The sequence below is a fragment of the Pedobacter sp. G11 genome (genome assembly GCF_003860265.1).
GTDB lineage: Bacteria > Bacteroidota > Bacteroidia > Sphingobacteriales > Sphingobacteriaceae > Pedobacter > Pedobacter agri.
In genome coordinates, this window is the sequence record NZ_CP034190.1 from 4,431,795 (window position 1) to 4,446,615 (window position 14,821).

Below are 14,821 nucleotides of genomic sequence, written 5' to 3' on the forward strand. Positions count from 1 at the left end.
TAGTTCATCAAACAAAAAGCTTTAAAATTTCCTTTATAAATGAAAGTTTAAAAGCAATACTCCATGAATCATAGCCGCAGGCCCTTTCAACCTATAGAAAATTACGGAATTATCGGAAACCTTAAAACCGTAGCGTTGGTTTCGTTACAGGGATCAATCGATTTTATGTGTGCGCCCAAATTTGATTCGCCAACTGTATTTGCTACAATGTTGGATTCACAGCGTGGAGGTTTTTTTGCAGTAGAACCTGATTTGAAGAATTTCACCAGCAAGCAACTTTATTTACCTGGAACAGCAATTTTATTAACAAGATATTTTTCTGATTCTGGAATAGCTGAACTAACCGATTTTATGCCAATTCAAAAAGGAAATAAAACACTAACTAGTGCTATTGTAAGGCAAATTAAAACAGTTAGAGGAAGTATAAAGTTTAAGGTAAGTTGTGTACCGCGATTTGGTTATTCAGAAAGTGATCACGAGGTTGAATGCCTTGAAAAAGAAATCAGATTTACATCTGCCGAAGAAAAACTTCAGATCAAGATGTTATCGGACAAACCCCTTACCGTTAGAAAAAAGAATGGTTATGCTGAGTTTACCCTGAACGAAACTGAAGTGGCTACGATCGTTCTGGAATTTTTACCGGAAGATCATCAAGGACAAGAACTGGAATTTTATCAGCAGGATGCCTACCATCAAACTAAAGATTTTTGGGTAAAATGGATTAATAAAACAAGTTATGATGGAAGATATAGCGAGTTAATACGGCGTTCGGCGATTACACTTAAACTTCTTACGTCTGCCGAGTTTGGCTCTGCTGTAGCCGCACCTACTTTTGGTTTGCCCGAAGCGATTGGCGGAAATCGAAACTGGGATTATCGCTTCACCTGGATTCGTGATGCTGCTTTTACCATGTATGCATTTTTGAAACTAGGTTTCTTTGATGAAGCAACGGCATTTATCGACTGGATCTTTAACCTTTGTCAAAAAATTGATTTGCAACTGGTTTACCAGATTGATGGAAATCCCAAACTCCATGAAAAAGAACTCAAACACATGGAAGGTTATCGTGCTTCAAAGCCGGTAAGAATTGGAAATGAGGCGGCTACGCAATTACAGATTGACATTTACGGTGAGCTGATCGATACCATCTACATCTATAATAAATCATATAAGCCTATTACCTATGAATTCTGGACGTTGATAGAGAAACAGATTGTTCAGGTAATTAAGAACTGGAAAAAACCTGATCATGGTATTTGGGAAATCAGAAGTGAGAAAAAAGAGTTTCTGCACACCCGGTTAATGTGTTGGGTAGCCATGGACCGGGCAATAAAGATTGCTGAACACCGCTCCTTCCCTTATCCGGAGAACGAATGGCATCAGGTTCGAAGCGATATTTACAACGACATCTATCATAACTTTTGGAATGAAAAACGAGGCGCATGGGTGCAGTATAAGGGTGCAGAACATGTTGATGCAAGCGTTCTGCTAATGCCACTTACGCATTTCATTTCACCTATTGAACCACGCTGGCTATCTACCTTAAAAGCCATTGATGAAGAACTTTTAGTAGATGTACTGGTTTACCGCTATAATAACGGCATGACCAAAATTGATGGTTTAGATGGAGAGGAAGGTACGTTTAACATGTGTTCGTTTTGGTTTATTGAAGCATTAGCCAAAAGTGGAGAAGTAGAACGGGCAGTGGAAAACTTCGAAAAGATGATTGGGTATTCCAATCACCTGCTTCTTTTTAGTGAGGAACTTGGTAAAAAAGGCGAGCATCTAGGTAATTTCCCTCAGGCATTTACGCACCTGGCTTTAATTAGTGCAGCGGTTGAATTGAACAAACAGATCGGGCGAAGAACAAGTAAGCTTTAACTTACTGTTCTTCGTAATGATAGGTTAAGCCGCCATCTACGAAATATGTCGATCCGGTAACGTAACCAGCCTCATCTGATGCTAAAAAAGCAACTACCGCAGCAACATCTTCAACTTTGCCCATTCTTCTCATTGGAATGTTGTCCAACAATTTCTCTAACTGTTCCTTATTATTTAACAGATCCTGATTTATCGGTGTAGTCACCGCTCCGGGAGCTACATTATTAATCCTGATATTCAGTGGTGCCAATTCGGTTGCCAGATTTCGGGTTAACATCTTCATGGCACCCTTGCTTGCACAATATGCCGAGAAATGTGGGAACACAATTTCTTCATGTACCGAACTCATGTTGATGATTGTACCGGCTCTTTTCTCCCTTTTACAATATTTTACAAAAGCCTGAATGCCAAAGAAAACGCCTCTTAAATTGGTATCCATTACGATGTCGTAATCTTCTTCGGTTACTTCCCAAAAATCGGCTTTCTTTTCCAGGCCCGCATTGTTCACAAGGATATCAAGCGATCCAAAAACGGCTACTGCATCATCAATAAGCTTGATTACATCTTTAGTTTTGCTTACATCCGCAGCTAAAAATTTAACTCTCCTACCCATCTTTTCAATTTCCGCAATTAATTCCTCGCCTCTTTCGTCAAATTTACGCCCGTTAAGAATGATGTCTGCGCCTTCTTTTGCCAGACGTAAAGCGCAGGCTTCGCCTATTCCCTGACTACTTCCTGTAACTAATGCTATTTTATTTTCGAAACGATTCATCATAAGTTTTTTTAAGAATAAAGTTATTTTAGCTGAGAATGTTTTAACGGATATAAAACTAACTGCCTCAGGTTAATGATGTATTGACCTTTTAGCACCCAAAAGGAGTAGCATTTTCGTTATAAAAAATGGTTTTTACTTCGGTTTTGTATATTTTTATGCGTTTGGATAATCTGATCCCTATTTCTATTATGCGATTACAATGTCTCCTTTCAATTGTATATTCTCAATAGTAAATAAATGGTTAGTTACTGCTGGAATTTGAAATGCATAAAAACTTAAAATGAGTCAAAATAAAAACTACGACGCAGAATTTTGCGGAAATCTTGCCATTCATCAAACCAACTCGATACAAGATTTCGGATTTCTGATCGTTCTGGAAATTGCATCACTTGACATCATTCAGGTGAGCGAAAATGTAGAGGCGATCATTGCAAAATCTGCGAAAGAAAGTATCGGAACGAATTTTAAAGATTATGTATCCGCAGAAGACCTGAGCCGATTTAAACTTGAAATTAATAAAGGTATAAGAACCCGTTTACCATTTCAATTTCCATTAGTTTCTGCTACAGCTACTGTTCCGGTAAATATTCTTGCGCATGTAAAAAAGGATTTAGTCATTTTAGAAATAGAGAAAATTGATGAAGAGCCAGAGCGCAGTTTTACCGAAGTATTTCAAGGCGTAAGGTCGTTTATTTCTACCCTGGAGAGTACCGATAACCTGCAGGAAGTCTGTGAAGCCAGTATTAAAGAAATTCGAAAAATAGCAGGCTTTGATGGCATCCGCATGTATCAGTTTGATAAAAATTGGAATGGAACTGTTATCGCCGAAGAAATAACCGGAGAGCTGGAAAGTTATCTGGGGCAAACCTTTCCTGCTTCTGATGTACCGAAACAAGCCAGGGCACTTTACCTTAAAAACCCATTCAGGTTAATCCCTAACAGAAATTATAAAACCATCAAGCTGTTCCCCGTAATTAATCCAATAACCAATGGTTTTTTAGATTTATCAGACTGTAATTTGCGTAGCGTAGCATCGGTGCATTTGGAATACATGGCCAATATGAACGTAACAGCCTCGATGTCAATACGTGTGGTTATTGATGGTGTTTTGTGGGGTTTAATTTCCTGCCATCATATTACCAGCAAATATTTGAGCATCGAAAGCCGTTCTATCTTTGATTGGTTAAGCCTGGAAATATCTTATCGCATTTCATCCATTATCAAACATGAAGAATTAATAAGTAGTGCCCGTTTGCTACAACAACGAACGGTAGTTACAGACTTAATTTATGCTGAAGATGATATCATGAAAGGAATCTTTTCTGATGAAAACCAAAACCTGCTTTCGTTGTTTAATGCTAATGGTGCGGCATTAAGCCTGAATGGGAAAATTAAAACAACCGGAATGGTGCCAGAAATGGATCAACTGGAAAACCTGACGCTGTGGCTGGAAGGAAAAGGAATAAATAAAATATTTACAAGTCAGAATTTAGGCGAAACTTATGAGGAAGCAAAAGCATATCCAAATGTTGCAAGCGGATTGCTGGCCATCCCTATAGATGCCGGAAAAGGTGACTTCTTACTCTGTTTCAGACCGGAGGTTATTCAGAATATCAAGTGGGGAGGTGATCCGAACCAGGCAATTACATTTGAGAAAGATGGGGTAAACTACCATCCCCGTAACTCATTTAAACTCTGGATGCAAACCATTTATGGCCAATCAGATGATTGGAAAAAAACTGAAATTGAAATGGCCGAATCATTAAGAAACTTCTTATTTGAATTTAAGGCGAAACAAATTTACAACTAAACGAATGACTGATCAGGTAACTAAAGCGACGTCAAAAAGATACGATAAATACATTGTTGCAATTGGAGCTTCGGCGGGTGGTTTAGAAGCCATACATGAATTTTTTGATCATATGCCTACAAATGCGAGTTTCTCATTTGTGGTTATTCAGCATCTGTCGTCCGATTATAAAAGCCTTTTAGTTGAGCTCGTAGCCAAGCATACCCACATGAAGGTTTTCGAAGCCGCAAATGACATGGCCATTCAGCAGGATTGTGTTTACATTATCCCCAACAACAAACTAATGACGGTAAGCCAGGGCCGACTAAAACTGGCAGAAAAGTCGCAAATTAAGGCTCCGAATACCGCTATCGATCACTTCTTGTACACACTGGCAGAAGATAAAAAAGAGAAAGCAATCGCAATCATTCTCTCCGGAACGGGAACTGATGGTACCAAAGGTATTCAAGCCATAAAAGAATATGGTGGAATGGTTATCGCACAGGAACCTTCTACCGCAAAGTTCGATGGGATGCCTAACAGTGCCATTTCATCAGGCAATGTCGATCATGTTTTATCTGCTCCTGAAATGCATCAGGAACTTTTCAATTATGTAAATGAAGAGCCGATTAAAGTACTTGAAAATGGCAAAATAAACGAGCAGCTTTTAGATGAAATTTTCAAAATGGTTCATTTGCAAAGCGGAAACGACTTTAACTTGTACAAAACACCAACCATCATTAGAAGGATTGGCAGAAGAATGAACGAAAATAATATTCGAACGCTCGATCAATATGTTCATTTCTTAAAAAGCAATCAAAAGGAAGTGGCGATCCTGGGCCAGGATTTCTTAATAGGTGTTACAAAATTTTTTAGGGATAAAGGCGCTTTTGAAGCATTTGCAGATCAGATTGCTCGCATCGTTGAACAAAAATCAGACGGTGATACTTTAAAAATATGGGTTTGTGCCTGTAGCACCGGGCAAGAGGCTTATACCGTTGCCGTTATCGCAAATGAAAGTGTTGCAAAATCAGGAAAGAAAATAGACATTAAAATTTTCGCTACAGATATCGACGAGAAAAGTATCGAAATTGCCTCAAGAAACCAGTACCCATCAAATATTAGTAAAGAGATTCCGGCAAAATACTTCAAAAAATATTTTGCTCAGGATGGCAAATTTTATGGCGTTGTTGCTTCTATACGTAAACAGGTAGTTTTTGCTAAACATGATGTGATTAAATCACCGCCATTCATCAAAAATGATATGGTAACCTGCCGCAACATGCTTATTTATGTTAATAGCATTTTGCAGGAAAAAATCCTGTCTATTTTCCACTTTTCTCTGGTATCCGGCGGTTACTTAATGTTGGGTTCGAGTGAAACAGCATCATCATTAAAAGCCGGATTAACAGAAGTTTCGAGCAAATGGAAGATTTACCAGAAAACTGGAACAATCAATTATTCTACTTACAACACCTATAATACGGGCTCGAGATCGCTCTCAGTTCAGGATAAAAAAAATGCTCATGCTAATGATTTTTCTGTTAGCCCGATTGAAAAATCTTTCAACCAGTTTCTAACACGGGATTTGGGTTATGTGGGCATATATGTAGATAAATCTTACATCATGCAAGATGCCATAGGCGACTACCGGCAGTTTCTATCATTACCAAAAGATAAAATTGAGCTCAACATCTTAAAAATGGTTCCGAAAGAAATTTCGATTATTTTGAATACCGCATTAAGGAAAGCCTGGAAAGATAATAAAAGCACTCATCTTAAACGTGTTAGATTTGCGAATAGAAATAAAGAAACTTATCTGAATATCTCTATACAGCCGCCCGAAAAGAAGAATACCAGTGGTTCTACCATGATTATTTTTGGCGAAAGTACCCTGGAAACTATTCCAGATAAGGATGATTTGGGTATGGTGGCTTACCATGATGGCGACCAAAACGAATACATTTTTGAGCTGGAGGCTGAACTGAATGAAACCCGGAATAACCTGCAGTTGGCCGTTGAGGAGATGGAGACTACGAATGAAGAGCTTCAGTCTACCAATGAAGAATTGCTTTCTGCCAATGAAGAGTTGCAATCAAGCAATGAAGAACTTCAGTCGCTGAATGAGGAATTACATACCCTAAATACAGAGCACCAGGTAAAAATTAAGGAATTAATTGAACTGAACGATGACTTAGATAATTATTTCCGGAGTACCGATATCGGGCAGATTTTTGTTGATTCGGGTATGTTCATCCGGAAATTTAATGCTGCAGCAATCAGCATGGTTAATTTGATTGAAGCTGATATTGGCCGTTCCATTGAACACATTTCAAACAACATCAAGGCAGAAAATCTCAACGTCGATATCCAATCGGTTTTAAAAACAGGTAATGTTGTAGAAAAAGAAGTTCAAATTAAAAACGGCAATAGCAGTTTGATGCGCATTATGCCCTACATCAGAAAAGATAAAAAAACGGATGGTGTAGTGGTTACTTTTGTCGATATTTCGAAACTTACCGAATTGAGCAATATCATTAGTGGTGTATTTAATGCCAGTTTAAACGGTGTGATTGCATTTAAAGCTGTTCGAAATAAACATCATTTTATTACTGATTTTGAATGTTTGTCATTTAACGATGCTTCATTAAGAATTCTTAAAAAAGAGCATAAAGAACTTTTGAATGGTAAAATGCTCGAACACCTTCCTGAAATTTCTGAAGGTAATTTATTCAATAAATACATTAGTGTAGTGGAAAAAGGCACGCCGCTACAATTCGAGTTTAAACTGGCAGATAAGGTTTGGATTGAAATTGTTGCCGTTAAAATGGCTGATGGATTTGCTGCAACCATTACGGATATTACCAAACAAAAACTATCAGAAGAAAAACTAAAACGCAACTATAACGAACTGCTTGGAACCAGAGAAAATTTAAAGGAACTAAATACCGAACTGGAACAAAAAATTCTGGAACGTACGGTTAAACTCTCTGAAAGCGAAGAACGTTTCAACCTGGTATCAAAAGCTACAAATGATACCATTTGGGATTGGAACCTGGCGAACAACACCATGTGGCGAAACGATAATTTCGCTACGATGTTTGGTTATGAAAATAATCTGGACAACCAGAATATTTCTTTCTTTTTTGATACCATTCACCCTGATGACCGCAAGCGTGTGAAAGATAGTGTTTATGAGGCCATCAATAATGCCGAAACGCAGTGGACCTCACAATATCGTTTACAAAAAGCAGACGGAAGTTACGCTACCATTCTCGATCGTGGCAGCATTTTATTAGATGATAACGGCATTCCGTACCGAATGGTAGGCTCCATACTTGACATTACTGTACTCATAGATACGGAAACAAAGTTAAATTCTACTGAAAAAAAATTCAGGAAAATATTTGATTCAAACGTAATTGGGATGATATTTTCTGATGTGGAAACCGGCAGAATTGAAACGGCGAACAAAGTTTTTATTGAGATGCTGGGCTATACCACAAAAGACCTGGAAGATGGTTTAATTAAATGGGGTGACATTACTCCTCCAGATTTTTTACCAATTAGCAAGATCTCAGCAGATTTGGTGAAAAATGAGGGTTTCTGCCCGCCGTTTGAAAAACAATATATTACCAAAAGTGGCAAAACCATTGATGTATTGGTGGGTTCGGCAATTTTAGACGACGAAGATCGCAAAGATGCAGTGTCGTACATTATCGACATCAGCAAGCAAAAGCACAATGAGAAGCGGAGAACTGAACTTCAAAAACTCATTAAAAAACAACAGGACGAATTTTATAGCATTTTCAAAAAAGCACCTGCTTTGATCAGTATCCGGAGAGGGAAAGATCTTGTTTACGAATTTGTAAACGAAGCTTTTATTCAGTTCGATGGTGGAAGTGATTATATTGGCAAAAAGCAGCTAAAAGATGGTTCGCAGTTCGAAACCCAGGAGCTGATTAGTATTGAGCAAAAGGTACTTCAAACAGGAGAAACCTTTGTTGCTAACTCTTACAAACTGCAGCAAAAGGACGAGAAAACAGGAAAAACAAAAGATAGCTGGTTTGATATCATTTTAAACCCGGTATTTTCAGATAGTGGCGCAATTGATGGTGTTGCATTTTTCGCTTTCGAGGTAACCGATTTAATGATCGCTCAAAAAGCAACTAAAGACCTCATGAACAAAAAAGATGAGTTTATGAGTATTGCCAGCCATGAATTAAAAACCCCGATTACCAGTATTAAAGGTTATTTGCAGTTTGCTTTAAAAATGGCACAGCAAGAAAAGTTTGAACATATTTCTGGCTTTATTGATAAGGCAACCAAACAGATCGGCAAACTTACATCTTTGGTTGATGATTTATTAGATGTAACACGGATTCAGGCAGGTAAAATGGTTTTCACTTTTTCTAACTTTAATATCAATGAAGTGATTGAAGAATCTGTTGATGGCTTGCAGGGAAGTTTAGGGAATCATTCTGTAACCATGAATATTCAGAAGGATGTGGTGGTGCATGCAGATAAAAATAGAATTGAGCAGGTGGTATCAAACTTTCTGTCTAACGCACTCAAATACTCACCACACGCTAATGAAATTGTTATAAAAACCGAGCTAAAGGAAAATGCTTTAAGAGTTTCCGTTCGTGATTTCGGTATCGGAATTCCCAAAGATAAGTCTGAGTATATTTTTGATAGATTTTTTAGAGTGGAAGAGTCTTCTCACTTATTCTCCGGCTTAGGCTTAGGCCTATATATTTCCGCTGAAATCATCGATCGCCATAATGGAAAAATCGGAGTGGACAGTGAAGAAAATAAAGGTGCAGAATTTTGGTTCGAGTTACCTCTATAAAAGGTTTACTACAACATCATAAATTCGAATTAAGGCTGATGACTTACAATAAGCATCGGCCTTTATTATTTATAAAAACAAGCGCTAATCTACCGCCACATTCTCCAGAGGGGAACATCATTCGAATTGATTTCGTTATTAATCTCGTCCCAGAATGATCTGCTGATATCATTTATGCCGCTAATAGTGCGGTTCTGCTCTTTATTGTTTTGGTGAACTGTTGATTCGTTTTCCTGACTGTTATTGTGATAATTTTCTTTATTGATATCCATAGCTAATAGGTTGAACTATATTTTTAACAGCTATGGCAATGAAATGTTTATTACAATTTTAATTTGGTTTGTAATATTGCTGAAAGACATCGTTCAGCCATTGCAATATCAGTAACTACAGAAAAAAAATGGCACCCAAAAAGGTGCCATTTTTTATAGGTTAAGATATTTTAAGCTAAATCGAACCGATCAAGATTCATGATTTTAGTCCAAACCTTAACAAAGTCATCTACGAATTTTTGTTTCGCATCCGAACTGGCATAAACCTCTGCAATTGCCCTTAACTCTGAGTTTGAACCAAATACCAGATCAGCCCGGGTTGCGGTCCATTTTGGCTGCCCGGTTTTACGATCGCTTCCCAGATATACTTCTTTGTCATCAGAAAGTGCTTTCCATGCAGTGTTCATATCAAGCAAATTCACAAAAAAATCATTGCTCAACTGGCCTGGCCTGTGGGTAAAAACACCAGTTTTTGAACCATCAAAATTGATATCCAATGTTCTCAACCCACCTAACAGCACGGTTAATTCTGGCGCAGTTAAGGTAAGTAAATGTGCTTTATCTATTAATAATTCTTCAGTAGAAACGGTATATTTTGTTTTGCTATAATTTCTGAAACCATCTGCTTGTGGCTCCAGATAACCAAACGATTCCACATCAGTCTGATCTTGAGCGGCGTCCATCCTACCGGCAGTAAACGGTACTTTGTTAGCATAACCACCATCGCTGATGGCCTTTTCAACTGCTGCTGAGCCAGCAAGTACAATTAAATCGGCAAGAGAAATCTGTTTTCCATCTAATTGTGAAGTATTGAAATCGTTCTGAATGCCTTCCAGTATGTTTAATACCTTTTGCAGTTGTGCAGGATTGTTCACTTTCCAATCTTTTTGAGGCGCTAAACGAATACGGGCACCATTTGCACCACCACGTTTGTCAGATCCTCTGAAAGTAGAAGCCGAAGCCCAGGCAGTAGCTACTAGTTCAGAAACACTTAAGCCTAACTGCAGCACTTTAGATTTCAATACCTCTGCATCAGCTTCATTTACCAAGGCATGATTCACCGCTGGAATCGGATCCTGCCACAATAATTCTTCCTGAGGAACATCTGGCCCAAGATAACGGGCCGCTGGACCCATATCGCGGTGCGTAAGCTTAAACCAGGCTCTCGCAAATGCATCAGCAAACTGGTCAGGATTTTCCAAAAATCTTCTGGATATTTTTTCATATGCAGGATCAAATCTCAACGATAAATCCGTGGTAAGCATTGTTGGCAAATGTTTCTTTGAACCATCGAAAGCATCCGGAATGATCGCATCAGCATTTTTAGCTACCCACTGGTGTGCGCCAGCCGGGCTTTTGCTCAACTCCCAGTCGAATGCAAATAAGTTCTCAAAAAAATTGTTGCTCCATTGCGTTGGCGTGGTTGTCCAGGTTACTTCAAGGCCACTGGTAATGGCATCTTTCCCCGCTCCAGAACCGTAACTGTTATGCCAGCCAAATCCCTGACTTTCAATTCCCGCAGCTTCAGGTTCTTTACCTACATGATCTGATGAGGCTGCTCCATGTGTTTTACCAAATGTATGTCCTCCGGCAATTAATGCCACAGTTTCTTCATCATTCATCGCCATGCGACCAAAAGTATCTCGGATATCTTTTGCCGCTAAAACCGGATCTGGATTACCATCCGGACCTTCAGGATTTACATAAATTAAACCCATTTGTACTGCGGCAAGTGGTTTTTCCAGATTACGGGAGTGCACATCGCCATCGGCATCATCATCACTTACTAAAACACCACCACTTTCAGAAACACCGTCTGATCCATGAGCGTAACGAACATCGCCTCCAAGCCACGTTTTTTCTGATCCCCAATAAACAGATTCGTCTGCTTCCCAAACATCTGCCCTGCCACCTGCAAAACCAAAAGTTTTAAAACCCATTGATTCGAGGGCAATATTCCCGGTCAGGATCATCAAATCTGCCCAGGAGATTTTGCGACCATATTTTTGTTTAATCGGCCAAAGTAATCTTCTTGCTTTATCAAGACTTACATTGTCTGGCCAGCTGTTTAAAGGCGCAAACCGTTGCAAGCCTGCACCTGCACCACCCCGGCCATCGCCTACTCTGTATGTACCGGCACTATGCCACGCCATACGGATAAACAAGCCACCATAATGACCAAAATCTGCCGGCCACCATTCCTGAGAATCGGTCATTAAAGCATGTAAATCAGCTTTAACAGCTTCCAAATCAAGGCTATTGAAGGCTTCTGCATAGTTAAATTCTTTATCCATCGGATCAGATAAAGCAGATTGTTGACGTAAAATATTGAGCTTTAATTGATTTGGCCACCAGTCGCGGTTTCGGGTACCGCCACCGCCTACATTTTGCTTCATGCTACCATTGTGAAAAGGGCATTTGCTGATGTCGTTTGAGTCTTTTTCCATTAGTTAAAATATTTATAGGCTGAACAAATGCCCAAACCATGTGTTTTGATAGTATTATAAAATTAGGAGATTAATAGCGATAATCCCAATCATTTAATTCTATATTTCAATAGCCAAAATCTATTACCAGATAACATTTTTCCGAAACTTTAATTTTGAAATGTTGTTCTTCAATAAATTAATATAGCTATGATAGATACAGATAACAAGAATCCTGAACTGGAAAATGATAGAAACGACCAGGAAGAATTAAGCCAGAAGGCTTTAGGAAATACTTCAGTAGAAGAACATCCCGAACAAAATAACAACGACATATTAAGTACTCCAAAAATTTCAGGAACGGGCTCAAATAATGCCGGCGCTGCTCCAGAGTCGCTTATCGTTCATGAAGATAAATATGGGGAAGGCAGGTACGAGCAAGGGGAAGATAAATCGATTTAGAACTTATTCAAACACCTATCATCATTTTTACTTTAGCTAAGGTAATGGGGTAATTATTTTCTCTATTTTTAATTATTATGAGAAAAATTATTCTAACCTATGTATTTCTCTTTGCGCTACATGCAGGTGCACAAGAATCAAAAGTCGATCTCTCAGGGTTTAAAAAAAACGGATCTGAAGTTCGCATTAATCAGAAGATTATTACCTTGACCTGGCCAGCTGGCAACAACCAAACGGGCAAAATGCTTATCGATCTGGAAAATGATCATGCGATGCTTAAGAGTATCCAGCTGGCTAAAGGAAAAATATTTAAAGAAATCGGATCTGATCTAGATCCTGCGTTTGTACTTACTATCGGCAAACGCTCACTAAGCCCATCAAGTGGTGGCTGGGATGTATTTTTCGATCGCGTTCCTAAAAAGCCTTTCCATTCCTATCCGGTTACAATAAGTAAACAGAATGCCAGCGTAAGAACCAATGGACAGCAGACTATATTAACTATTGATGGTGCTCATGCCGATCGTTTCAAAGGAAATGTTGAAATTACTTTTTACAATGGAAGTCCACTTTTCAATGTTGCAGCGGTATTGTCAACTGAAATCGATTCCACAGCTATTCTTTACGATGCCGGATTGGTGAGCAAGAAAGCAACTTGGAAAACAATGGCCTGGGCAAATGTTCAGGATCAGATGCAACAGGTTACTCCATCTGCCACAGATACCAGCCGGAACCTGGAAGTTAAATATAGAACCATCATTGGTGAAAATCCTGGCGGAAGTTTGGCATTATTTCCAGCGCCACATCAGTATTTCTATCCTTTGGATGAAGCCTTTAACCTTAAATTTACCTGGTATGGCCAGAACTTCCATAAACTTATTCCAGGTTTTGGGATGGGCATTCGTCAGGATCCTTATGGCGACAATAGATACGTACCTTGGTTTAATGCACCCCCTAAAACCCAACAAAGGTTAAACTTCTTTTGCCTGCTGGATGAGGGCAATGCAACTTCCGCTTTAGCGCAGGTAAAGAAATTTACACACAATGATTCATATAAAGCAGTGCCTGGTTACAAAACAATGGCTACACATTTTCATAATGAATTTATTTCGGATGTGGTACTGGCTGGAAAGCCTGTACCGGAAAAGCCAGAATTTGTTGATGTGCTTAAAAAACATGGTTTGGACATTGTAAAACTTGCAGAGTTCCATGGGCCGGGGCATCCAAAAGGCCCCGACAATGATCGCTTAAAAGAACTGGGTGCTTTATTTCAACAAACCAAAAGATTATCTGACAGTAAATTCCTGCTTTTGCCAGGTGAAGAAGCGAACAACTTCTATGGCGGACATTGGTTGGCATTTTTTCCGAAGCCAGTGTATTGGGTGATGTCGCGTAAACCAAATGAATCTTTTGTAGTCGACGATCCGAAACTGGGAAAAGTTTATCACGTAGGAAATAAAGAGGAAATGTTAAAGTTGCTTGAGCTGGAGAAAGGTTTGGCCTGGACAGCCCATGCCCGTACAAAAGCCTCAACGGGTTATCCGGACGCTTATAAAGATGAAGATTTTTTTAAATCAGAAACTTTTCTTGGTGCCGCCTGGAAAGCCATTCCAGCAGATTTATCTATTCCAACTTTAAGCCAACGGGTTTTAAAATTAGGCGATGATATGGCGAATTGGGGGCTTCGAAAACATGTCATCTCTGAAGCAGATATTTTTACCATTACCCATCAAAACGAAATGTATGCCCACCTCAACGTAAATTATCTGGAGTTGCCGAATTTGCCAAACTATGAACATGGCTGGCAAAGTGTTTTAGATGCCATGCGGAAGGGAAAATTTTTCGTTTCTACCGGTGAAGTGCTTATTCCTTCTTTCAGCATCAATGGCAAAAAATCTGGAGAAACATTAAAGCTAACTTCCGCTGGAACCGCAAATATCAACATGGCTTTAGAATGGACCTTCCCATTAAACTTTGTTGATATTGTATCAGGTGATGGAAAAGAAATCTATCACCAGCGTATCAACCTTAATGATACGCAAAGCTTTGGTAAGAAAACTTTCAGTTGGCCTGTTAAGCTTGCCGGACGTAAATGGGTTCGGGTTGAAGCCTGGGACGTGGCAGCCAATGGAGCTTTTACGCAAATGATTTGGTTAGATCAGTAATCATCAACAAAAACAGCAGGGCGATCTAGAAAATTTATTTTTTTTTAAAACAATATTTAGATCTGGTTGTCTAGGTATATAGTTTGTTTGGTTTAGTTTTAAAGATGGATGTCGATAAAACAAAAATTTATAGCCCCTTAGAAATTTGGGGCTTTCTCATTTTTTAAATATTTTTTTCTGCGAACGCTGCTTATGCTCACAG

Annotated in this window: 8 protein-coding genes; 5 read left to right on the plus strand and 3 right to left on the minus strand. The window is 38.9% G+C overall.

Translation table 11 applies throughout. From position 1 onward, the window contains the following. Positions 1-63: 63 nt before the first annotated feature. Entirely contained in the window at positions 64-1,881 is a 1,818-nt protein-coding gene (locus EA772_RS19110) for a glycoside hydrolase family 15 protein (RefSeq protein WP_124914557.1), read from the plus strand. 1 nt (position 1,882) lies between these two features. Here EA772_RS19110 and EA772_RS19115 read toward each other — a convergent pair whose 3' ends face one another. Beyond that, positions 1,883-2,656 carry an SDR family NAD(P)-dependent oxidoreductase gene (locus tag EA772_RS19115; protein WP_246833994.1) on the minus strand — a complete coding sequence of 258 codons (774 nt, stop codon included), beginning with the start codon at positions 2,654-2,656 and terminating at the stop codon, positions 1,883-1,885. Positions 2,657-2,936: 280 nt separating this feature from the next. Here EA772_RS19115 and EA772_RS19120 point away from each other — a divergent pair, with 280 nt between their 5' ends. Together EA772_RS19120 and EA772_RS19125 are read left to right on the plus strand one after the other, a co-directional pair. Beyond that, a complete protein-coding gene (locus EA772_RS19120; RefSeq protein WP_124914558.1) occupies positions 2,937-4,466 on the plus strand; it encodes a GAF domain-containing protein in 1,530 nt (509 codons plus the stop codon). Positions 4,467-4,470: 4 nt separating this feature from the next. Beyond that, on the plus strand, positions 4,471-9,297 hold the full coding sequence (locus EA772_RS19125; protein ID WP_124914559.1) for a chemotaxis protein CheB: 4,827 nt from the start codon (positions 4,471-4,473) through the stop codon (positions 9,295-9,297). An 89-nt stretch (positions 9,298-9,386) separates the two neighbouring features. Here the strand turns inward: EA772_RS19125 and EA772_RS19130 are convergent, their stop codons facing one another. Together EA772_RS19130 and katG are read right to left on the minus strand one after the other, a co-directional pair. Then, positions 9,387-9,569 (minus strand): hypothetical protein, encoded by a 183-nt coding sequence (locus EA772_RS19130; RefSeq protein ID WP_124914560.1) that lies wholly within the window; start codon positions 9,567-9,569, stop codon positions 9,387-9,389. A 170-nt stretch (positions 9,570-9,739) separates the two neighbouring features. Then, entirely contained in the window at positions 9,740-12,016 is a 2,277-nt protein-coding gene (gene katG / locus EA772_RS19135) for a catalase/peroxidase HPI (protein ID WP_124914561.1), read from the minus strand. A 189-nt stretch (positions 12,017-12,205) separates the two neighbouring features. Here katG and EA772_RS19140 point away from each other — a divergent pair, with 189 nt between their 5' ends. Together EA772_RS19140 and EA772_RS19145 are read left to right on the plus strand one after the other, a co-directional pair. Continuing rightward, on the plus strand, positions 12,206-12,457 hold the full coding sequence (locus EA772_RS19140) for a hypothetical protein (RefSeq protein WP_124914562.1): 252 nt from the start codon (positions 12,206-12,208) through the stop codon (positions 12,455-12,457). A gap of 77 nt (positions 12,458-12,534) precedes the next feature. Continuing rightward, positions 12,535-14,619 carry a hypothetical protein gene (locus EA772_RS19145; protein ID WP_124914563.1) on the plus strand — a complete coding sequence of 695 codons (2,085 nt, stop codon included), beginning with the start codon at positions 12,535-12,537 and terminating at the stop codon, positions 14,617-14,619. Positions 14,620-14,821 lie beyond the last annotated feature (202 nt).

Excerpts from the sequence above, each read along its gene's own strand:
- EA772_RS19110 (WP_124914557.1), top strand. The coding sequence starts at position 64 with ATGAATCATAGCCGCAGGCCCTTTCAACCTATAGAAAATTACGGAATT.
- EA772_RS19115 (WP_246833994.1), bottom strand. The coding sequence starts at position 2,656 with ATGATGAATCGTTTCGAAAATAAAATAGCATTAGTTACAGGAAGTAGT.
- EA772_RS19120 (WP_124914558.1), top strand. The coding sequence starts at position 2,937 with ATGAGTCAAAATAAAAACTACGACGCAGAATTTTGCGGAAATCTTGCC.
- EA772_RS19125 (WP_124914559.1), top strand. The coding sequence starts at position 4,471 with ATGACTGATCAGGTAACTAAAGCGACGTCAAAAAGATACGATAAATAC.
- EA772_RS19130 (WP_124914560.1), bottom strand. The coding sequence starts at position 9,569 with ATGGATATCAATAAAGAAAATTATCACAATAACAGTCAGGAAAACGAA.
- katG (WP_124914561.1), bottom strand. The coding sequence starts at position 12,016 with ATGGAAAAAGACTCAAACGACATCAGCAAATGCCCTTTTCACAATGGT.
- EA772_RS19140 (WP_124914562.1), top strand. The coding sequence starts at position 12,206 with ATGATAGATACAGATAACAAGAATCCTGAACTGGAAAATGATAGAAAC.
- EA772_RS19145 (WP_124914563.1), top strand. The coding sequence starts at position 12,535 with ATGAGAAAAATTATTCTAACCTATGTATTTCTCTTTGCGCTACATGCA.